Genomic DNA, 20,041 nt, shown 5'->3' with positions numbered 1-20,041 from the left:
AACCGCCAATTTGTTTAAACGCTCGCCTTTTGGTGGGCGTTTTTTACATAGTTAAGGGTGAATGAATTAAGTTCAAAACATAAGCCTTTGTTTATAAATGACTTTAAATTTATCCAACTTAACTTTATCGAAAATGAACCCACTAATAGACCCACTTTCATTGGTCTTCCTCATCAATCGTCCAAAGATCATTAGGAATGCGACTGTAATTTTTTAAAGCCAATTCAATAGCTTTACCTAGCCCCCCTACATAAAAATTAGCCATTCTGCAGCGTTCTTCTATGTATTGAAGCATGTAAGTCCAAGCTAGCTCCTTGCTACCGTCAGGTTTAACAAGCACATATCCAATGCCGTAATCAAGACCGCTTTTCCTAAATTTAATCCCATACTGTCGGCACATTTCGTACACGTTATTGATTGTGGATACTGGTCGGAATCCTTTTAATTCGTAACTCATGCTGCATTCTCCTGCTGTTTTAGCCAGTCTTGGATTGCTTCAGGTTTCCAGCCTAATGTGCGACCATTTAATTTAATCGGCTTAGGGAACTTCCCTTCATCGACCCACACCCACAAAGTCGAACGGTGGCGATTGAACATCTCGCAAACTTCACTAATTGTTACTAACTTTTGATTTACCATATCTAAATGCCTCTTATGTTGTTTAGATATGGCTATCTTATAGTGACGCTTTAGTGGGAGCATGGGGGATAAATTGACAATTAAACCCCCAAAAACTCTCTTAGCAAACTTTCATCCATATTATCGATTTCTTTTCTGTAAACATTTTCAATACTTTCAAATGTTATTGGATCGATGGAAAGCTTTATTTTCCTAGCATTTCTCTTTACATCTTCTTTTATCTCACCATCATCTGAATAAATACTTCCATTTTGCTCAAAAATAACCTTATAAACCTCTATCGCTTTAATTAAGGATTTTTCTCTTGAAGTATCCTCTCCTTTTAACGACTTGTTAGAAGATAAACTCTCTAACTTATCAAATGCTATTTTGTATTTAAGACGACAATGACAAAAATCAATTTTGAAGCTAAGGCTTTGCTTGGTTTCATCTTGAAATCTATTCTTTGGCTGACCTTCTCGAAACTTAAATTTTGAGCCTGATTTAGTGCGACAATCCTCAAGTAAATCTGCCAGTAGATTCCGTGCGTACTCACTCATAGGGCGATCACCTCTCAATTCATCTATTAATAACCTTTTATCTACCACTCCAGATTTAAAACATGCTCCCCAGCCGAACATATCATCCAAGCCTACTGGATTACCTTTCTTGTCATTCATCACTTAAACCCCACTACGTTACTTTTATTATCAATATTCATTAATTTGCTGACCCATAAATCTAAAGCCTTACGCTTTTGCTCTAGGTATTGTGATCGGTTATAAACGCCAGCGACCCCACCAATTGAGTGACCTAATAAAGATTCGATAATATGTGGCTGAATACCCATATTATTAAGATGAGTTGAAAAGGTGCGCCTTAAATCATGTAAACGCCATTTCTCATGGTTTAGCTTGTCTGGTAGGTTGGCTGCCCAGCAACTAACCGCTGGCGATCCCTTTTGTTCACCCAATAAATAGCCATTTTCTGATAGCTCAATAAGATGGGTTAAATAAGGCTTTAATGCTTCGGGAATTGGGCGAGTGATCTCTTTTCTATTCTTTGATTGTGATTTGGGAACAGTCCAAACCATTGCGGTTAAGTCCCACTCTTCGACTTGGCTTAATCTGATTTCTTGCGTCCTTGCACCGAAACAAAGTAATAATTTGATCAGGTTTGCGTAATACCAATTAGAGCGCACATTATGACACCAATCCCAGACATCATTTACTTCATTGAGTGTTAAAAAGCGTTCTTTCTCACCTTGCTTTCTTCCAACATCAGAACCAATATTTAATTCTTCTAATGCATCGGTTTTACAAACCCTATGCTTACGACAAAAAGCTAGTGCCTGCTTAACATTGCCAAAAATATAACCTGCCGCCACTGGAGCTGCCTTGTAATAAGTGCCTTGTGCAATATCATCAAAAACTCTCAACCAATGATAAGTCTGAATTTCATCAACCGGTAAATTTCCCACTCTAGGGTAAATATGGCGTTTGAATTGCATTTGATGTTTATCCCAATTAGCACGTTTTTCCATAGCATGCTTCTCAAGCCAATACTCTAAAGCCTGCTCAACGGTTAAAGCATCACGGTATTTATCTTTAATTATTTGCAGCTCAATAGCGGGATCTTTCCCCTCTTTAAACCACGCTTTACACTTTCTAGCTTTCTCCCTAGCTTGCTCTAGCGTCATGCCTCCAGTTTTACCAGTGTAAACACCTAACGCCACATTCTTAGCTTTCTTATCAATTCGATAGCGATAAACAAAAATAACCTTTCCGCTTTTTCGAGCTAATACACTTAGCCCGTCTCTGTCTGATATTTTCTTTGGGACGTCACTGTCATGACCTTTGAGTAAAGACTTTAGTTTTGCATCTGTTAACGCCATATCATCACCTTTTATCTAATTCCGCAGGCTTCGCAGGTTCGCAGGTTGTCGGTTATCAACAAAAAAAACTTAAACCCACACTTGTGGGTTTATTAAAGTAAATGAACCCACATTTGAACCCACATTTGAACCCACTTTTAAGCTAGCACGAAACAGATTAAAGGCAAACACAACAGGACACAATCAATTAATTAACCATTGCTAGACAAGGCATTAGAAAAGATAAGGCAGGATATAACAAGACAGGTTAAAACATGTAAATGGTTAATACGGCATGAACTAAAATTAAGTTAGTTTGATATAATAAAGGCTTACTATGATTTGTAAGCCTTTCCTATTATTGAAAACTCTATAAAAGAAATATTGCTATCTATTTTAAACATATCCAAAACCATCACTTCTCCTGAATCAATAACTCCCTCTCAATTTTTTCATTCACTTTCTTCTCACCATTCTCGAAGATGCAAGATAAATCTGAAAAATATCAGCTATAGTTGACTCTCTAAGCCGTGATGATGGCCATATTTCACTATTCAAGCAGAGTTCATGAAAAATACAGTTACGATCAAAGACATTGCCAAAAAAGCCGAAGTATCGACCACAACAGTGTCAATGGCATTAAGGAGTAAGGGAAATATTTCAACTAAAACAAGAGATAGAATCATTAAGATTGCTCACGATATTGGCTATGTACGCAATCACCTTGCCGCCAAATTGCGATCTAAATACAGCAAAACCGTTGGTATCGTGGTAGGTGATATAAGTTGTGAATACACATCCCATGCTTTAAAAAGCTTGCTTGATAGACTGCAAAAACAAGATTATCTGATCAATATTTATCAATGCGATCATCAATGGAAAAAACTCACCGAACAAACTCATCAGCTCGTCTCCCAAGGAGTTGATGGGATCTTTTACTGTTTATCTGAAGGCGCTTGTTATCACGCGGCATTAGATTTTGTCCCGGATGATTTACCCATTATTGATTTATCAAAAAATACTATCTTTACCGATAAAGTCGATTATCTCGGTATCGACCACGCTAACTCAGGAAGAATGGCAACAGACTATTTCATTAATCAAGGTCACAGAAAAGTTGCCTATGTCGGAGGCGAAACCGGCTCAATGTGCAGAGCTGAGCGAATTTCAGGCTACTTTAAAGCCCTTAATCACGCCAATTTATCCGTAAGCATCCATTGTGTTTTGGATTCAGATGAAGGGTTATCTGAAAGAATTTTTCATTTATTAAAAGAAGATGCAGCTATCTCGGCCGTGATCTGTCATGATCTTCAATCCTACGGTGAAGCGTGTATTGCCATCGAACGTTTAGGCCACAAGGTTGGCTACGATCAAGTCTTCGGTAAAGTTGTCTCTTTGATCTGCTTTGTGGATACAACACCAACCTTCACTTTTAACTATCAACCTTTATTTATTTCAGCCGATCTGGGGGAAATAGGCGTTCAAGCTTGCCGACGATTTTTTGAGGTCAACCAAGAAATGGAAGACTCTCCCAAAGAGAAATCTCCTTCTTTTCGCCTGATGATCCCGTCTAGCATTCATCATAAATAACCATTTTATTAAAATTTTCGAGAAGTAAAACGTTTAACTAAAAAGTCGATTTATAAAGTAAAACGTTTAATTTTTAATAAAAACATCGCTTTATTTCGCTTACTTGACTTGGCCCTTCTTATAATCTCCTTGTCATGAATTCAAGGAGGAAATGATTTATGAACCTTATAAAATCACTCACTGGCGCCGTTTCCAGATTATCGTTAATTGGCCGTGCGTTAATGCTACCGATTTCACTCTTACCCGCTGCAGGCTTATTGCTCGCCTTTGGAGACAAGTTTGACCTACCATTAATGATGCACGCAGGTGGCGTAATCTTTGATAACTTACCCTTATTATTTGCTATTGGATCGGCGGTGGGCTTAGCTGGAGAATCGGGCATTGCAGCATTATCAGCTGCGGTTTCTATTCTCATCATTAATACCACAATAGGCACGATGTTAAATATCACGCCTGAAATGGCAATGTCCGGTGGAAAATATGCATTAGTGCTTGGTATTCCTACCCTGCAAATGGGTGTGTTTGGAGGGTTAATTTCCGGTATTTTAGCGGCCTACTGCTACAATAAATTTCATGCGATACAGCTTCCTGAATTTCTAGGATTCTTTTCTGGAAAACGTTTTGTTCCCCTCACCACTGCATTATTTTCTTTTTTTCTTGGTTTATTACTCCCTTATATTTGGGGGCATATTCAAGATGGTATCAATGCGTTATCTGGTATCGTCAATGGTGGCAATCAGGCATTATCCACCTTCATTTTTGGCTTAACAGAAAGGGCGTTAATCCCTCTTGGATTGCACCATATTTGGTACCCTTCTTTCTGGTATTCGTTTGGTGAGTACACAACGACAACAGGACAAGTTATTCATGGGGATCAAACCATTTGGTTCAAAATGCTTGCCGAAGGTGTGAAACCCTTCTCGACTGATAGCTACCAAAATGCTGGGAAGTTTATGCAAGGCGAGTTTCCTTTGATGCTGTTTGCACTGCCTGCGGCTTGTTTGGCCATGTACCATGAAGCTCACACCAAAAACAAAAAAATCGCCGCGGGTATTTTATTTTCTGCTGCATTAACTTGTTTCTTAACCGGCATTACGGAACCTGTGGAATTCACCTTTATTTTTGTTGCACCTATTTTGTACGTCTTTAACGCTATCATGGCGGGCCTGTCTTACATGGCGATGTATTTATTAGATGCTCATATTGCGAAATCGTTCTCAGCGGGGTTAATTGACTATATCTCATTTGGTATTGTTCCATCACTCAATGGTTTTGAAACTAATTATTTAAGCGCGGTGATTGTCGGCATCCCAATGGCAATTATCTATTATGCTGTATTCCGATTTGTAATCAGAAGGTTAGATGTAAAAACTCCGGGTCGTGTCACCATCACGACTAACATTGATGACATTTCAGATAATGAGTTAGCCACCAAAGTACTCGCAAGTGTGGGCGGACTTGATAACATTCAATCATCTACGGCTTGTATCACACGATTGCGATTACAACTTAAACAAGGTGATCTTATTGATAAAGATAGCCTCACCCAATTAGGTGCTAAAGGAGTGGTTTATGTCGGCGATACTGGAATTCAAGTGATCCTTGGCTCCAGAGCGCAATTTATTTCTAATGAAATTGAAGGGCTATTAAAAGCATAATAAAATAATCCCTGCTCTTAAATTCAAAAAATTATCGATTTAACAAGGTTTACGTGAATTCGTAAACCTTGTTATTTTGAGTACTGCTTTTGCAGCCCCTCCTTCTTTATTACTCATTTAAATGAGGTTGAATACCACTAACTTGTTGGCGATAAACAGCTGGGGTTAATCCTGTATGACGACGAAACATTTTAATGAACGCGGATGCATCGCTATAACCTAACAAGAAAGCCACTTGATTAATTGAATCATTTTCCTTGAGTAACTGTAAAGCCGTCACAACTTTTAAGCGCTGTCGCCATTCATTAAAACTCATACGCAATTGTTTTTGAAAACGACGCGTTAAAGTTCTCTCGGTTGAATACACTGATTTAGCCCAATCAGATAAACCGCGATCATCAGCGGGATTGTCTTCTAATGCTCGTAAGATAGGCTGTAATAAAGCATCTTGCGTTGTGGGAAGAAAATCATCGACTTTGTGAGCGCTCGCTAACCTATCAAGTAATACATCGGTTAAACATTTGTCTTGATGACTTTCAATTTTATCCACTTTTCGAATAATTAAATCATCAATAATAGCAAGCACCAGCGGTGGCAAGGCGATCATACAAGCCTCTGTAGGCAAACCTTCAGAACGGGCAATATCAATATTAATTGCGCAATACTCAACATCCCTTCGGTTAAAAGCACGATGCGGCACATTAGCGGGAGTCCAAATGGCATAACCGGCAGGTGATACCATTTTTCGACCATTAACTTCCATCTCTAACACGCCTTGTTTAATGAGATGAATCTGTCCCCAATTATGTTGGTGCGGCAACGTTTCTGTGCCACCAGCAATGTGAAAGTAATGTATGAATACCGTACTTGGTAATTGCTCAACCAATTTAGGCATAAAGGTTGGGTTGCCATTCATTTGATTGTTTGTCATCACTCCATCCCATTTATCCGCTTGTCTGAATCGACCTATTCAGTGTCCGATTCAACCTACAATCTTTTATTTCTTTCATGCCACACTACATGTTCAGTTTGATAAAACGTTTTATCGTTAAGGTATAACAAGTTTCTTCAAGGAGGAACAACCATGACAACAGACTCCAAAACCTTATTTGTCCGTAGCTTATTTCCGACTATCGCTGTTGCAATATGGGCAACCAATGCAGTCGTCAGTAAAATGGCAACGACAACCATTGAACCTGGCACCATCGCATTTTATCGCTGGTTTGTAGCATTATTAATTCTCACACCATTTTGTTTAGTTGAAGTGTCTCGCCAATGGCTGGCAGTCAAAAAATACTTATTGAAGCTAACGATCCTGGCTTCTTTAGGTATGGTTCTCAATCAAAGCTTGGCCTATTACGCAGCTTACACCACCAGCGCCACCAACATTGCTATTTTCTTATCGTTAATGCCGCTGATTGGTTTATTCCTCGCAGTACCACTGTTAGGTGCTAAGTTGCACAAAATGATTGTACTCGGTGCCGTAATTTCATTCTGTGGCTTAATTTATATGCTCAGTGAAGGCAACCTAATGCATCTTGTTAACCAAGGCTTAAAACAAGGTGATCTATTGATGCTTGCGGCATCTTGTGCTTATGCCTTGTATTCCGTCTTACTAAACCGTTGGAATTTGCCCTTAACCACTTGGTGTACAGTCTATTGCCAAGTATTTCTTGGCGCGCTTTTACAACTACCTTTATTGTTTTCAAGTCAACACTGGGGAATCGAAATAGAGGCTTGGCCCATGGTAGGGTTTGCTGCGCTGGCCGCTTCCATCATCGCTCCTTGGTGTTGGTTAAAAGGCGTCGCGTTAATTGGTGCTGAACGTGCGACCTTATTCATGAACTTAGTGCCTATTTTTACGGCTAGCATCAGTATTGTTTTGCTGGGCGTACATCCAACCCAATACCATCTTATTGGTGGTGCACTGGTATTTTTGGGCTTAACGTTGGCGCAGCGGAAACCCAAAACGATGAATATGCTATCATCACTTCAACCATCCACTGCAAGTCAAGCAAACCCACCGCTGTCCAACGATCGTAAATAAACCCTAAAATCACTGCAATTTTATGTCATCGTTCCGCTACTGCAATCGGTGCAATATACGGCGCTCAAGCGGCAGGAAAGACAATAGGTAAGGATAACTACATTGGCCAACAAACCGCATTACAAATCATACGAAAAATGCAGCAACCGAATTTGCCACCACAACGGATTATTGTTCCACCAAAAATGATTCTGCGAGACTCCGCTTAACAACCCCACCACATCAGGTTATCATTTGACCACTTTTATAATGGTTCAAGGATGAAACATGAAAAGCTCTACTCATTATCTTCTCCTATTATTAACAGCAGCAATGTTACTGAGCTGTGCACACCAAGATAAACAAGAGCGCTCGTGATGCTGCACTGGCCACTAAAGAGGCAGGTAAAACCATCAGTCACGCCACTCGTGATGCCGCTAAAGAAACTGGCCACTTTTTCCGAGATATATTCAAAGATTAAGTTTTTGATTTTGTTTAACATACAAAAAAGCCAAACGATTGCGCGAGCTTTTTGGTTTGAAGTTAGTTAGAATGTGCGCCATCAAATCTTGGCGTTTTGTGATCGATTGGTCACCACTCTCAAACAATTAAGATTTTTACCAAAGTATGCTAGCTCTCGCTCTAGTTTCACTTTGGCAAACATCTTTTTCTGTTTTTAACTCCGTGATTTAAGGAATATGGAAGCCATGCAAAACGCTCGCCCAATTCGTCGCGCTTTAATCAGCGTATCTGACAAAACTGGTATTGTGGAATTCGCTCAAGCACTCACTCAACGTGGTGTAGAGATCCTTTCAACTGGCGGCACTTTTAAGCTGCTGCAAGATAATGCCATCACCGCCACAGAAGTGTCTGATTACACAGGTTTCCCTGAAATGATGGACGGTCGTGTTAAGACTCTTCATCCAAAAGTACATGGTGGCGTATTAGGCCGTCGTGGTACGGATGAAGCGGTTATGGAACAACACGGCATCAACCCTATCGATATCGTCGTGGTTAACCTTTACCCATTCGCTGAAACGGTTGCCAAAGAAGGCTGTACGCTAGAAGATGCCGTTGAAAACATCGATATCGGTGGGCCAACTATGGTTCGCTCTGCGGCTAAAAACCATAAAGATGTCACCATCGTGGTTAACGCGCACGACTACGACCGCGTGATTGCAGAAATGGATGCTAACGATAAGTCTCTAACCCTAGAAACGCGCTTTGATTTAGCGATTGCAGCATTTGAGCACACTGCGGCTTACGATGGCATGATTGCGAACTACTTCGGCACTATGGTTCCTAGTTACGGCGAGAACAAAGAAGGTGATGAGGAAAGCAAGTTCCCTCGCACTTTCAACCAACAGTTCGAGAAAAAACAAGATATGCGCTACGGTGAGAACAGCCACCAAGCCGCAGCTTTCTATGTTGAAGCGAATCCTCAAGAAGCGTCAGTTTCAACCGCTCGCCAAATCCAAGGTAAAGCACTGTCTTACAACAACATCGCCGATACGGACTCTGCCCTTGAGTGTGTGAAAGAATTCAACGAACCAGCTTGTGTGATCGTTAAACACGCTAACCCATGTGGTGTGGCATTAGGTGAAGATATTCTAGAAGCCTACAACCGCGCTTACCAAACCGATCCAACATCAGCCTTTGGTGGCATCATCGCATTCAACCGTGAACTAGATGCGGCAACAGCAACCGCTATCACTGAGCGCCAATTCGTTGAAGTGATTATCGCCCCGTCTGTTTCAAAAGAAGCGGTAGAAATCGTTGCGGCGAAGAAAAACCTTCGTCTACTAGAATGTGGCGAATGGACAAGCAAAACCACTGAGTTTGATATCAAGCGTGTAAACGGTGGCTTACTAGTTCAAGATCGTGACCAAGGCATGGTAGAACTAGATGACCTTAAAGTGGTATCAAAACGTCAACCAAGTGCTGAAGAATTAAAAGATGCACTATTCTGCTGGAAAGTGGCGAAATACGTGAAATCTAACGCGATTGTGTATTCAAAAGGCGATATGACGATTGGTGTGGGCGCTGGCCAAATGAGCCGCGTTTACTCAGCCAAAATTGCGGGCATTAAAGCCGCTGACGAAGGCCTACAAGTTGAAGGTTGCGTGATGGCATCAGATGCTTTCTTCCCATTCCGTGATGGTATCGACGCTGCTGCAGAAGCGGGCATTAAATGTGTGATTCAACCTGGTGGTTCAATGCGTGATGATGAAGTCATTGCCGCAGCCGATGAACACGGTATGGCGATGATCTTTACCGGCATGCGTCACTTCCGTCATTAATTTTTTCGTTTCTCGTATTACGTTTCTCGTATCTCGATAGATCGCTTTTGATTTTCCGAGTCACGAGAAACGAGCATCCGAGAAACGTACATAAAAGAGATACGATAAATATGAAAATACTAATCATTGGCGCCGGCGGCCGCGAACATGCACTCGGCTGGAAAGCGGCGCAAAACCCAAACGTTGAAACCGTATTTGTTGCACCGGGTAATGCGGGTACCGCGCTTGAGCCTAAACTTAAAAACGTCAATATTGGTGTAGAAGATATTGAAGGCTTAGTTGAATTTGCGCAAAACAATAGCATTGAATTGACGATTGTGGGCCCAGAGGCACCACTCGTTATTGGTGTGGTTGACGCTTTCCGTGCGGCAAAATTACCTATCTTTGGTCCAACCAAAGATGCCGCGCAACTTGAAGGCTCTAAAGCGTTCACTAAAGACTTCCTAGCGCGTCATAAAATCCCAACAGCTGATTACGCTAACTTCACTGAAATCGAGCCTGCATTGGCTTATGTGCGCGAAAAAGGTGCACCTATCGTGATTAAAGCGGATGGCCTTGCAGCCGGCAAAGGCGTAATTGTTGCGATGACGCTACAAGAAGCAGAAGATGCCATTCAAGATATGTTGGCTGGCAATGCCTTTGGTGACGCTGGTAGCCGAGTCGTCATCGAAGAATTCCTTGATGGTGAAGAAGCCAGCTTCATCGTTATGGTTGATGGCTCTAGCGTTCTACCAATGGCGACGAGCCAAGACCATAAACGTGTCGGTGATAAAGATACCGGACCAAACACCGGCGGTATGGGTGCTTATTCTCCAGCACCTGTTGTGACACCTGAAATCCACCAGCGCGTGTTGGAAGAAGTGATTTACCCAACCGTTCGCGGTATGGATGCAGAAGGTTACCCTTACACTGGCTTCCTTTATGCCGGTCTGATGATCATGGCTGATGGCACACCTAAAGTGATCGAATATAACTGCCGCTTTGGTGACCCTGAAACACAACCTATCATGATGCGTATGCAATCTGATCTCGTTGAGCTTTGCTTGATGGCAATTGATGAGAAATTAGATGAAGCAGAATCTCACTGGGATCCACGTGCTTCAATCGGTATCGTACTCGCTGCGGGTGGTTACCCTGGTGATTACGCTAAAGGTGATGTGATCAGCTTACCTGCTACCAATGATGTTGAAGGTGAGAAGATCTTCCATGCGGGTACAGCGAACAATGCCAATGGTGAAGTCGTGACAGCCGGTGGGCGCGTACTATGTGCAACGGCATTAGGTAACACGGTCTCAGAAGCTCAACAACATGCTTACGAGCTTGCAAAACAAGTAAGCTGGAACGGTATGTTCCATCGCAATGATATCGGTTATCGTGCGATTGCTCGTGAACAAGAGCAGAAATAAATTCTCAGCCCAATAAAAAAGCAAAAGCGCGTACTTGATAAAAGTACGCGCTTTTTTATTTTCAAAAACAATATATTGAAGTCACTTAGGGATAGCATTAATTCATAATAAGGTGAGCTCGTTGAATACAGCCATGAACCGGCTTCTCTAACGATAATAACTTCTCAACTATCACGGTTTTACTCTTTTTATCTTTATAACCAATAAACGCAGCATAGCTGTTTAAACTATTAATTCGCTCTTTTACCGCGAATGGTATATTAGCGACTTGATCAAACTGCAAATTGTTATATTGAATACCATCACATGAATCAAAGGTACTACCATTCCATATCCCCTGAATTAACTCAAAACCTCGGTCATGGATATCATCGACCTTTTTGACTAAGTCTTCCGCTTGTTGTGAGTAATAATCTAAGTCTTTTTGGTTTAATGGTAATATTTGGTCATCTAAACGATAACGCTGATAAATCGCCTCGCCTTCAGAGCTAAAACGAATATGCACAAGAAACGGCTTTAAACCATCGCTGCTTTGTTGCATTTCACCTTCACGAACGATCTCTTTAATGGTGCCCTTTTGCCACTGGTAGCTACTTTTATACCAAGCATTATCCGGTAATTGAACGTAATCTGATGCCACCCTCGGCTTAGATAGAGCTCGAGTATACCAATAGAAAGCTTTTGAAGTGCCTTCTAGCTCGCCACCGGATAACTCGGCAGACTCGATTGAGCCTGAGAATTTACTACTGATATGATCTGTCCATGAGCCAGATGATGAACAACCGGCAAGCAAAGATAAGACAAGAATGGAAAATAAACTACGTTTCATAAAAAACTACGCTGAGAAGACACTCAGCGTAGTATATACATAAACAACCGCTGGGTGCGAGTTGCAAATTATCAAGACAAAGTAAAATTATTTTACTGCGTCTTTTAGTGCTTTGCCGGCTGTGAATGCTGGAACATTTGCGGCAGAAATTTGGATCTCAGCGCCTGTTTTAGGGTTACGGCCAGTGCGAGCTGCACGGTGGTTAATTTTAAAAGTACCAAAACCAATTAGTTGCACTTGATCACCATCTTTAAGAGCGCCAGTTACGCCTTCAAGAGTTGCTTCAAGAGCCGCTTTAGCTTGAGCTTTAGATAAGTCTGCTTTTTCAGCAATGGCATCGATTAATTGAGTCTTGTTCATTCTAGGTTTCCCTTCTCATTGTTTTTAAGGTCTGAAGTCACTCTAAATCATAAAGGCCACGTCTGGCAAAGGTTTGTGGCACTTCTTTTGATCTTATGACGTAATTTTGACCATAATTTGAGCCTTAACTCACATTTTGTATTTTTTTAGGAAAATCAGATACAAAATGATGAATTTTAAACTATTAATGCTTTCTTGATTTAAATGACACTACATTCATTAGAATAATCTTTTATGGCAATTTCATTACATTAATGTTCAACACTAATGCCAATATTACTCATGCCTTCTTCACGTAGTTCGATACGTAACTCTTTGATCAGATCAATATCGCGAACTTCTGATTCACGTAGTGGACGGAATAATGCCCATTGAACATCCCATTCTTGGCAAACCGCTTCATTCTCTTTTTGATTTTCGTTGGTGATTTCATCACTACCTTGTGCTTCTTCAAGCTGAGCAACTGTTTTAACAGAGACTTGGCTTAAGTCGATCATCGATTCAAACATTTCTTCACGGTCGAGCAGAGCATGTAGCAGAATAGATAAGCCAATACAGGCATCAATCGCAGGGTATACCGCATAGAATTGATAGTCTTCTGAGCTTGGGATCAACTCTTCTAGCTTTTCAAGTTGACGTTCGAAATTCACTTTGGCAGTTTTAACCGTTAGCACTTCCCAAACACTGTCTAAAATCTCACGGTATTTTCGCGCATCGGCAAATTCGGTATTTTCACAAAATAAAGCGTAGTTTGGATACATACGCTCACATAAACAGGCCATGAAAGTCATTTGCTGCCAAGGGACGAATTTTTCTAAGCGGACTTGAAGGGGATTCTGTAGCATAATTACGTTAACTCATTCCAAATAATACCAGACATGGGAAGTGTACTTGATAACCGTATCGTTTACTTGAAAAAGCATTCGGTTTACCTAAAAAAAGCATGGAGCTTAGTATAATTTAATGAAACCAACTGTCGAAACATCTGCTACCCCATTATTGTATATTGCATCAAAACAGCAGCAGGATTACCTAGATTTATTACAACAATCTAGCTTAAAACATATCGCGATTACTCAAGATAAATCACAAGCGAACATCGTCTTGGCCGATCCGCCCCTTCTGGCTAAATATCTTGATGAATTCACTAATCTAAAGTGGGCTCAAGCTACTTATGCCGGTATTGATAAGCTCACTAAACCGGAACTACGCCAAGACTACACTCTGACCAATGTGAAAGGAATTTTTGGACAACTTATTAGTGAGTATGTTTTAGGTTATAGCTTGAGCTACTTCCGACACTTGAATCAATACCAACAATTACAAGCTCAAAATAAATGGCAACCTATTGAATACCAGTCTGTGATGGGAAAAAAAGTGGTGATTCTCGGCACAGGTTCTATTGGTACTCAACTCGCAGCATGTGTGTCGGCATTAGGGTTTGTCGCGATTGGTGTCAATAGCCGAGGTCTGATCCCACAAGGCTCAATGTTCAGCCAATGTTACTCAACCGAGCAACTCGATGAAGCATTAGCCCAAGCCAATGTGGTCGTTAATGCCCTACCGAGCACGCCACAGACTTATCATATTTTAAACGCTCAACACTTATCACATTGCCAATCGGCTTTATTATTTAATATTGGCCGTGGAACGGCGGTCGATGATGATGGCTTGTTACTGGCTTTAGAAAAAGGTTGGATTGCACACGCTTATTTGGATGTTTTTCCGCAAGAACCATTACACCAAGAAAGCGCGTATTGGCAGCACCCTAATGTCAGCATTACTCCGCATATTGCGGCCAATAGCTTTCCTCAACAAGTCTTCGATATTTTTAAGCAAAATATGCAACGCTGGAAAAATCAACAACCATTATTAAATCAAGTGGATTTTAGTCGAGGTTATTAGTGGCTAGTTTTAGATTGCTATTAGATAACATTCAACAATGCCAGATTTGCGCCAAATCGCTTGCCCATGGGTGTCGGCCAGTGGTTCAAGCTCACCCTGATGCCAAGGTATTAATTATTGGTCAAGCACCAGGCTTAAAGGTTCATCAAACTGGTATTCCTTTCAATGATGCCAGTGGTGAGCGCTTACGACAGTGGATGGGGATTGATAAAACGCTCTTTTATGATCCGCAGTTTCTCGCCATTATGCCTATGGGGTTTTGTTATCCGGGAAAAGGCAAAAGTGGCGATTTACCACCGCGTAAAGAATGCGCGCCGCAATGGCATGAGCAATTACTGAATCAATTGCCAAATATTGAACTGATATTATTGATAGGCCAATACGCTCAAGATTATTACCTAACCAATAAACCCAAAACCTTAACTGAGACAGTACAAGCTTGGCAGCAGTATCAACCTAAATATCTACCTTTACCGCACCCTTCGCCACGTAATAATATCTGGCTCAAGAAGAACCCTTGGTTTGAACAACAACTCGTCCCGCATCTGCAAAGCATTATTGCTGAACTACAACGTTAGTCGATTTCGCTTTACGCTGCATCAACCACAACGCTAAGCCGCCGTAGATCGCAACTTGTGCCCAGAGGTGCCAAACATAAGGAAGGACTTGTTCGAAGCTTGCGCCCATTTGATTAAGACGCAAAAAACCATTAATCGCAGGGGTCGAGGGCGCTAATTGTGCTAACCATTTAAGTAAACTTGGCAGCTCTGAAGTCGGCCAGACAAAACCGGCACAAAAAACCAAAGGCAAAGAGCTCAATACCACAATTAAAGTCGCCAATTCTTTACGCGGAATTAACTCGCCCATCACCATCCCCAAACCAATCACAGCGAATAAAAACGGAATAATTAACGCAAATAAATGGGAAATAGAAGCAAGGCGACTGATGCCATAAAACTCGAAACTAAAGCCGAAGTAGTACATCACCAATGGAATATAAGTTAGTAATAGAATAACCGCTCGTGCCGACCACATATCAAACGCTGAACAATCTTGCCAATATCCCATTTGCTTAGTTTGGCGCTGTTCATTAAGACCGCCACCGAGTAAACCCGCGGCAATCAATAAGGTTTGATGCAAAATCAACACAAACACCGCTGGTACTATGTAGTTAATATAACCATTAGTTGGGTTAAAAACTGGCTGCATCGACAGTTTAATTGGCGCATATTGCTGAGCCGCCAAAACCAAATTTTCTCCCGACATGACCATTCGAGACACTTTAGCCTGCGCCGATAACGTCCCGCCCGCGGTGGCGAGCCCTTCAACGACCGTTCCATAAATCAGAAAATAAGCCGCATCACCGGCATAGGCTAACGTCGGGCTTTCACCGAGTAATAAATCACGAGCAAAGTGGCGAGGGATCAATAAAATCCCATGCACCTTACCTTGATTAAATAACTGCTTGGCCTCTTGTAAGCTATAGGCATGTTGAGTGATTTGAACCTGTGGCGTGGCATCAACCATTCGCTCAAGTGTTCGACTGGTTGAGGTGTTATCTAAATTGACGACCACAATTGATTGCTCACGCGGTAGTTGCTGGCTATAAGGTAGAGGATATAAAAACGAATACATCACTACCCCACCAAACACGGTAAGCAGTAATGCCGAATTGGTATAAATCGACTTTAATTCACAGCGAAACACTTGCCACCAGCTCATGATACGGCGTCCTGTTTATCGGATGACACCAAAGCTCTCGCTCTTAACCACACCACCAGCAGTAACGTTAAAAACACACTCAGTGCGAGCAGTGAACCCATCACTTGCGACAAATTGACACCGTTATTGACCTGTTTTACTTGCACATCAATATAGTGGCTCACCGGTAATAAACTGCGCCAAATCTGACCGAGTAACGGCATATCTGAGGTTGGAAAAGTGATCCCCATAAAGGCAAAAGCTGGCGCGGTAAATGCGGCAACAAAACTCATTGAACGGGTGGCATCTAAAGTGATCATAAAAAATAACGCGCCGACACTTTGGCAAGCCAAGACCATCAATACTTGCGCCGATAATAAAATCCCCCAACTGCCGTGCATCGGCCAACCTAACCAGCCGTACATCCCCCATAAAAACACCATACCTTGCGCGAGATATAACGGAGAGTAAGCCAACAGCTTAGTGACAACTGCCCGCAAAGGAGTGACAGCAAGCCAACTTTGCATGCCTTGCGTTCTTTGCTCTAATGAAAAACTCAGCACGGTAGTCGCGACAATTAAGATTTGCCATAACGCAGGAATCGCCGCCGAGACCAAGAATTGGCCATAATGACTATTACTATTAAATAACGCAGTGATTTGAGTTTGAATCGGCACCGCCTGAGCTAACGCTTGTTGTGGAACAGTATCGCCTTTGCTGAGATTCTTAACTGCTTCAATTTGCGCGTTAAAAGTACCCTGGGCTTGCTGCATAGCGGCGTTGACTAACTTACCAATCAAGATAAATTGGCTATTATAAAAGGTAGTAATGGTAGGAGGATGACCCAGTAATACATCTTGAGTAAGACTATCTGGGATCACCACTAAGGCGTAAATTTTACCCGATTGCAGATCTTGTTTGCCTTCCGACACCGAAGTGTAGCTTTGAGTCACTTCTAAGGTAGGACTAACATCGTAATAACGCACCACCCCACGCGACATACTTGAGTGATCAAAATCAACGACTCCGATCGCAAGATCTCGAGCGCTGCCAGCCGAGAATATCCACCATAGTGCAAAAAACATCAGCAGAGGTAACCAGAACAACATTGCCTTTAACCAAGGTTGAGTGACTATCTGTCGCCATTCTTTAATCAATGCATGCCGATGCAACATTAATCGTGTCCTACATTCTCAAGCAACACACTCATGCCAACTCGCAAACCTTCAATTGGTTGAGTTGGACGAGCTTCCACTTCAAAAGTACGCATATCAAAACCTTGATTGGCATCGGTAGTGCGCCAAGTAGCGAAATCGCCCATCACGGCGACATGAGAAACCACAAAGTTATATTGCTCATCACTTAGCGCAGGAATCGTTACTTTGAGCTCAGTACCTTGTTTAAATTGTTGTAATTTATCTTCACGAACGTGGAAAATCGCCCACGCATCCTGCATATCTAAAATCGTCACCACAGGAAAACCTTGCGGGGCTAGCTCTCCAGAATGAAGCAAAATATCGCTCACTTCACCATCATGCCAGCTGGAAACTTGAGTATCAGCGACATAGGCTTCAACTTCAGCCACCGCACCAGCGGCTTGTTTTTCTTGTTGCTGAGCGGCGCGCTTAGTCTCATCACGTGCGCCCTCTTGCGCCATTTGGTACATTTGATAAGCGGCACGTTCGGTATATAACGAAGCCTGCCATTGAGTGTAGGCTTCATCACGTTTTTGCTCTGCGACCACGCCATCTTGATACAAATTTTGTACTCGTTGGTAGGTTTTTTCCATCAAACTAGAAGCGGCTTTCGCTTTACGCCATTGATCTTGCGCAGCCGCTATCTCTTGGTTACGTGTGCCTTTTTCGGCTTGTTCTGCCATCGCACCCGCTGCACCTTGAGCGGCTTTCGCTTGCGCTAATTTAGCTTCAATCTCTGGGCTTAAAATAGTAAAAATTTGCTGACCTGATTTAATTTGATCGCCTTTTTTAACCAACACTTGATCAATGCGCCCCGGCACTTTCGATGAAATCAAATATTGCTGCGCTTCAATCTGGCCTTGAAAACGTTCCGCTTTAGGTTGATAGGCAAGCCAAAAGGTATAAGCCAACCAGACCAAAGCCAAAGCCACAACACCAATAAAAATAATCGATTTACGTGAGCGCATTATTGAACCTCTAATCCTTGATATTGTTGGTATTGATTAAAACTGTCGACTTCACCACTGATCGCCAATAAGCGCGATAAAGAAAGAACATATTGATAAGCCGCTGCTGAGCGTTGAGTTTTAATGCTATTTAAATACATTTCCGCATCCACTACATCCAAAGAAGTCGCCAGCCCCTGACTAAAGGCTTTCTTCTGCAAGCTAATGTTTTCACTGGCCATGCTGACACTCGAGGCTAAGCCATTGTATTCTTCTAACGCTTGATTAGCTTCACGATAAGTTTTTTCCACCAGCAAAGATAAATCTTGTTTGGCTTGTGCGCGTAAATAACCTACTTGCTTAATGGCACTATGGGCAACGCTGACTTTTTCAGAGCGACCTGAAGTATCCAGTAGAGGAATGCTCACGCCAACCCCTACGAGCCAATCTGGCGTATTATCGCCCACTAACGTGTCATCTTGGTACAAGTTGTAATTACCGTAGAGATAAACTTCTGGATAATATTTTCCTTTCTCTACATCAACCAATCCACTGGCTTGCTTTTCTTTGGCATCCAAAATGCTCAAGCCAGGGTAGCTTTGCAAGGTTTTATCCATAAAGGCTTGCATCGGAGGTAGACTTTCATTAATAAAAAGATGGGTAGAAGGTTCAGCCAGTGCCGGTGCTTTAATCAAGTTCGTCAGTGCCATTTGGGCGATTTCCAGATCACGCTGTGCTTTTTTAGTATCAACTTGCGCCTTATGATAAGCGGTTTCTGCTTGTAGACGCTGCACGCGAGCGATTTGGCCTTGCTCTTGCATTTTGAGTGCGTTATCGAAGTGTTCTTTTAAGCTTTGCTCAACTTCTTGTCTAGTGGAGAGTATTTGTTGCGATAACACCACACCAAAATAGTATTTCGACAAATCTTCAAATTTACCTTGCTGCTTCATTTCCAATAAATATTTAGCCTCTTCAGATTTTGCTTTGGCAATATCTTGCGCCGCTGAAATCCGCCCTCCTGTAAAAATAGGCCAAATGGCACGAATCGAACTAGTAAAGACATCCTTTTCCACCAAAGTCGAGGTCAACATGCTATCAAAGGCTTGAGTTAAAGTACTGGAACCTAACGAAGTACTGTCCGCAAACTCAGATGGGGAAACGTCAATATCATCGTCTAAACGTGTGTAATTGGCACTTAAAGTAATGCTTGGTAAGTTCATCGCGCCAGCTGCTTGCTGTTTATATTCAGCTTGCTCAACACTAGCACGCTCTGCGGCTAAGCCATCATTATTTCTCAGTAGTGATTGCCACGCTTGATAAAAAGTCACGTGTTGCGCCCAACTCATCGTTGGCATTAATAAGAGTAGTGGAAGAGTAAAAATAGCAAGGTGATATTTGAATCGATGCATGTGTCTGTTACTTATCCATAGTAGGTGCTGACGACTCATTATAGGTCGTAGATTGATAGACAGATCCGAGCAGTTATTCTGCAATAATATGCTGGAAAAAAATGAGAGATAGCTCACCATCCCCTGTGACTTAGGTATACCACATTAACGGTATCAATGAATGATCATTAATTACTGCCGAAACAAATAAATAAAAACGCAGCCTAGATTGAAGACTGCGCTC

Annotated in this window: 20 protein-coding genes; 8 read left to right on the top strand and 12 right to left on the bottom strand. The window is 41.9% G+C overall.

Translation table 11 applies throughout. The features are described from left to right. Positions 1 to 157 precede the first annotated feature (157 nt). From ACN0T8_RS04860 to ACN0T8_RS04845, 4 genes are all read right to left on the bottom strand, one after another. Complete coding sequence (locus tag ACN0T8_RS04860; RefSeq protein WP_417879536.1) at positions 158 to 457, bottom strand: hypothetical protein; 300 nt, start codon at positions 455 to 457, stop codon at positions 158 to 160. Then, positions 454 to 639 (bottom strand): helix-turn-helix transcriptional regulator, encoded by a 186-nt coding sequence (locus tag ACN0T8_RS04855; RefSeq protein WP_417879535.1) that lies wholly within the window; start codon positions 637 to 639, stop codon positions 454 to 456. The genes ACN0T8_RS04860 and ACN0T8_RS04855 overlap by 4 nt, the downstream gene beginning before the upstream one ends. Positions 640 to 719: 80 nt before the next feature. Next, positions 720 to 1,298 carry a hypothetical protein gene (locus tag ACN0T8_RS04850; protein WP_417879534.1) on the bottom strand — a complete coding sequence of 193 codons (579 nt, stop codon included), beginning with the start codon at positions 1,296 to 1,298 and terminating at the stop codon, positions 720 to 722. Then, complete coding sequence (locus ACN0T8_RS04845) at positions 1,298 to 2,512, bottom strand: tyrosine-type recombinase/integrase (RefSeq protein WP_417879532.1); 1,215 nt, start codon at positions 2,510 to 2,512, stop codon at positions 1,298 to 1,300. Before ACN0T8_RS04845 ends, ACN0T8_RS04850 begins: the two co-directional genes overlap by 1 nt. Positions 2,513 to 3,058: 546 nt before the next feature. On the opposite strand from ACN0T8_RS04845, the gene ACN0T8_RS04840 reads away from it, so the two are divergent. Together ACN0T8_RS04840 and ACN0T8_RS04835 are read left to right on the top strand one after the other, a co-directional pair. Further along, entirely contained in the window at positions 3,059 to 4,081 is a 1,023-nt protein-coding gene (locus ACN0T8_RS04840; RefSeq protein WP_417879531.1) for a LacI family DNA-binding transcriptional regulator, read from the top strand. Positions 4,082 to 4,239: 158 nt separating this feature from the next. Continuing rightward, positions 4,240 to 5,739 (top strand): PTS transporter subunit EIIC, encoded by a 1,500-nt coding sequence (locus ACN0T8_RS04835; RefSeq protein ID WP_417879530.1) that lies wholly within the window; start codon positions 4,240 to 4,242, stop codon positions 5,737 to 5,739. Positions 5,740 to 5,848: 109 nt separating this feature from the next. On the opposite strand, the gene ACN0T8_RS04830 is transcribed toward ACN0T8_RS04835, so the two are convergent. Next, positions 5,849 to 6,670 carry a helix-turn-helix domain-containing protein gene (locus tag ACN0T8_RS04830; protein WP_417879529.1) on the bottom strand — a complete coding sequence of 274 codons (822 nt, stop codon included), beginning with the start codon at positions 6,668 to 6,670 and terminating at the stop codon, positions 5,849 to 5,851. 153 nt (positions 6,671 to 6,823) lie between these two features. Here ACN0T8_RS04830 and ACN0T8_RS04825 point away from each other — a divergent pair, with 153 nt between their 5' ends. The 4 genes from ACN0T8_RS04825 (at position 6,824) to purD (ending at position 11,471) form a co-directional block, all read left to right on the top strand. Continuing rightward, positions 6,824 to 7,786, top strand: coding sequence for a DMT family transporter (locus ACN0T8_RS04825; protein ID WP_417879528.1), 963 nt, complete (start codon positions 6,824 to 6,826; stop codon positions 7,784 to 7,786). Between the two features lie 325 nt (positions 7,787 to 8,111). Continuing rightward, the gene (locus ACN0T8_RS04820) at positions 8,112 to 8,246 is read left to right on the top strand and encodes a hypothetical protein (protein WP_417879527.1); all 135 of its coding nucleotides are present in this window, start codon (positions 8,112 to 8,114) and stop codon (positions 8,244 to 8,246) included. 226 nt (positions 8,247 to 8,472) lie between these two features. Further along, a complete protein-coding gene (gene purH, locus ACN0T8_RS04815) occupies positions 8,473 to 10,065 on the top strand; it encodes a bifunctional phosphoribosylaminoimidazolecarboxamide formyltransferase/IMP cyclohydrolase (RefSeq protein ID WP_417879526.1) in 1,593 nt (530 codons plus the stop codon). 110 nt (positions 10,066 to 10,175) lie between these two features. Next, the gene (gene purD, locus ACN0T8_RS04810; RefSeq protein WP_417879525.1) at positions 10,176 to 11,471 is read left to right on the top strand and encodes a phosphoribosylamine--glycine ligase; all 1,296 of its coding nucleotides are present in this window, start codon (positions 10,176 to 10,178) and stop codon (positions 11,469 to 11,471) included. Positions 11,472 to 11,568: 97 nt separating this feature from the next. On the opposite strand, the gene ACN0T8_RS04805 is transcribed toward purD, so the two are convergent. The 3 genes from ACN0T8_RS04805 to ACN0T8_RS04795 form a co-directional block, all read right to left on the bottom strand. After that, entirely contained in the window at positions 11,569 to 12,300 is a 732-nt protein-coding gene (locus tag ACN0T8_RS04805) for a DUF1481 domain-containing protein (protein ID WP_417879524.1), read from the bottom strand. Between the two features lie 87 nt (positions 12,301 to 12,387). Next, entirely contained in the window at positions 12,388 to 12,660 is a 273-nt protein-coding gene (locus ACN0T8_RS04800) for an HU family DNA-binding protein (RefSeq protein WP_027695367.1), read from the bottom strand. A 251-nt stretch (positions 12,661 to 12,911) separates the two neighbouring features. Then, positions 12,912 to 13,505, bottom strand: a complete 594-nt coding sequence (locus ACN0T8_RS04795; protein WP_417879523.1) for a YjaG family protein — start codon at positions 13,503 to 13,505, stop codon at positions 12,912 to 12,914. A 118-nt stretch (positions 13,506 to 13,623) separates the two neighbouring features. Between ACN0T8_RS04795 and ACN0T8_RS04790 the strand changes: the two genes are divergently transcribed. Then, positions 13,624 to 14,565, top strand: a complete 942-nt coding sequence (locus tag ACN0T8_RS04790; protein WP_417879522.1) for a D-2-hydroxyacid dehydrogenase — start codon at positions 13,624 to 13,626, stop codon at positions 14,563 to 14,565. Beyond that, complete coding sequence (locus ACN0T8_RS04785) at positions 14,565 to 15,143, top strand: uracil-DNA glycosylase family protein (protein ID WP_417879521.1); 579 nt, start codon at positions 14,565 to 14,567, stop codon at positions 15,141 to 15,143. Before ACN0T8_RS04790 ends, ACN0T8_RS04785 begins: the two co-directional genes overlap by 1 nt. Here ACN0T8_RS04785 and ACN0T8_RS04780 read toward each other — a convergent pair. Genes ACN0T8_RS04780 through ACN0T8_RS04765 form a run of 4 tightly spaced genes read right to left on the bottom strand, consistent with a single transcriptional unit; the run spans position 15,121 to position 19,818 of the window. After that, on the bottom strand, positions 15,121 to 16,287 hold the full coding sequence (locus ACN0T8_RS04780) for an ABC transporter permease (RefSeq protein WP_417879520.1): 1,167 nt from the start codon (positions 16,285 to 16,287) through the stop codon (positions 15,121 to 15,123). The genes ACN0T8_RS04785 and ACN0T8_RS04780 overlap by 23 nt on opposite strands. Continuing rightward, the gene (locus ACN0T8_RS04775; protein ID WP_417879519.1) at positions 16,284 to 17,441 is read right to left on the bottom strand and encodes an ABC transporter permease; all 1,158 of its coding nucleotides are present in this window, start codon (positions 17,439 to 17,441) and stop codon (positions 16,284 to 16,286) included. Before ACN0T8_RS04775 ends, ACN0T8_RS04780 begins: the two co-directional genes overlap by 4 nt. Beyond that, on the bottom strand, positions 17,441 to 18,430 hold the full coding sequence (locus ACN0T8_RS04770; RefSeq protein WP_417879518.1) for an HlyD family secretion protein: 990 nt from the start codon (positions 18,428 to 18,430) through the stop codon (positions 17,441 to 17,443). Before ACN0T8_RS04770 ends, ACN0T8_RS04775 begins: the two co-directional genes overlap by 1 nt. After that, a complete protein-coding gene (locus ACN0T8_RS04765) occupies positions 18,430 to 19,818 on the bottom strand; it encodes a TolC family protein (RefSeq protein WP_417879517.1) in 1,389 nt (462 codons plus the stop codon). The genes ACN0T8_RS04770 and ACN0T8_RS04765 overlap by 1 nt, the downstream gene beginning before the upstream one ends. Between the last annotated feature and the right edge of the window lie 223 nt (positions 19,819 to 20,041).

This window comes from Vibrio sp. (genome assembly GCF_048266485.1).
In the GTDB taxonomy this organism is placed as follows: Bacteria; Pseudomonadota; Gammaproteobacteria; order Enterobacterales; family Vibrionaceae; genus Vibrio.
This window is presented reverse-complemented; position numbering and strand designations above follow the sequence as displayed.

What these genes read in the sequence shown, in the direction of transcription:
- ACN0T8_RS04840 (WP_417879531.1), top strand. Translation starts at nt 3,059, where the DNA reads ATGAAAAATACAGTTACGATCAAAGACATTGCCAAAAAAGCCGAAGTA.
- ACN0T8_RS04825 (WP_417879528.1), top strand. Translation starts at nt 6,824, where the DNA reads ATGACAACAGACTCCAAAACCTTATTTGTCCGTAGCTTATTTCCGACT.
- ACN0T8_RS04850 (WP_417879534.1), bottom strand. Translation starts at nt 1,298, where the DNA reads ATGAATGACAAGAAAGGTAATCCAGTAGGCTTGGATGATATGTTCGGC.
- ACN0T8_RS04795 (WP_417879523.1), bottom strand. Translation starts at nt 13,505, where the DNA reads ATGCTACAGAATCCCCTTCAAGTCCGCTTAGAAAAATTCGTCCCTTGG.
- purH (WP_417879526.1), top strand. Translation starts at nt 8,473, where the DNA reads ATGCAAAACGCTCGCCCAATTCGTCGCGCTTTAATCAGCGTATCTGAC.
- ACN0T8_RS04835 (WP_417879530.1), top strand. Translation starts at nt 4,240, where the DNA reads ATGAACCTTATAAAATCACTCACTGGCGCCGTTTCCAGATTATCGTTA.
- ACN0T8_RS04800 (WP_027695367.1), bottom strand. Translation starts at nt 12,660, where the DNA reads ATGAACAAGACTCAATTAATCGATGCCATTGCTGAAAAAGCAGACTTA.
- ACN0T8_RS04780 (WP_417879520.1), bottom strand. Translation starts at nt 16,287, where the DNA reads ATGAGCTGGTGGCAAGTGTTTCGCTGTGAATTAAAGTCGATTTATACC.
- ACN0T8_RS04790 (WP_417879522.1), top strand. Translation starts at nt 13,624, where the DNA reads ATGAAACCAACTGTCGAAACATCTGCTACCCCATTATTGTATATTGCA.
- ACN0T8_RS04855 (WP_417879535.1), bottom strand. Translation starts at nt 639, where the DNA reads ATGGTAAATCAAAAGTTAGTAACAATTAGTGAAGTTTGCGAGATGTTC.
- ACN0T8_RS04805 (WP_417879524.1), bottom strand. Translation starts at nt 12,300, where the DNA reads ATGAAACGTAGTTTATTTTCCATTCTTGTCTTATCTTTGCTTGCCGGT.
- ACN0T8_RS04830 (WP_417879529.1), bottom strand. Translation starts at nt 6,670, where the DNA reads ATGACAAACAATCAAATGAATGGCAACCCAACCTTTATGCCTAAATTG.
- ACN0T8_RS04765 (WP_417879517.1), bottom strand. Translation starts at nt 19,818, where the DNA reads ATGCATCGATTCAAATATCACCTTGCTATTTTTACTCTTCCACTACTC.
- ACN0T8_RS04860 (WP_417879536.1), bottom strand. Translation starts at nt 457, where the DNA reads ATGAGTTACGAATTAAAAGGATTCCGACCAGTATCCACAATCAATAAC.
- ACN0T8_RS04845 (WP_417879532.1), bottom strand. Translation starts at nt 2,512, where the DNA reads ATGGCGTTAACAGATGCAAAACTAAAGTCTTTACTCAAAGGTCATGAC.
- ACN0T8_RS04775 (WP_417879519.1), bottom strand. Translation starts at nt 17,441, where the DNA reads ATGTTGCATCGGCATGCATTGATTAAAGAATGGCGACAGATAGTCACT.
- purD (WP_417879525.1), top strand. Translation starts at nt 10,176, where the DNA reads ATGAAAATACTAATCATTGGCGCCGGCGGCCGCGAACATGCACTCGGC.
- ACN0T8_RS04770 (WP_417879518.1), bottom strand. Translation starts at nt 18,430, where the DNA reads ATGCGCTCACGTAAATCGATTATTTTTATTGGTGTTGTGGCTTTGGCT.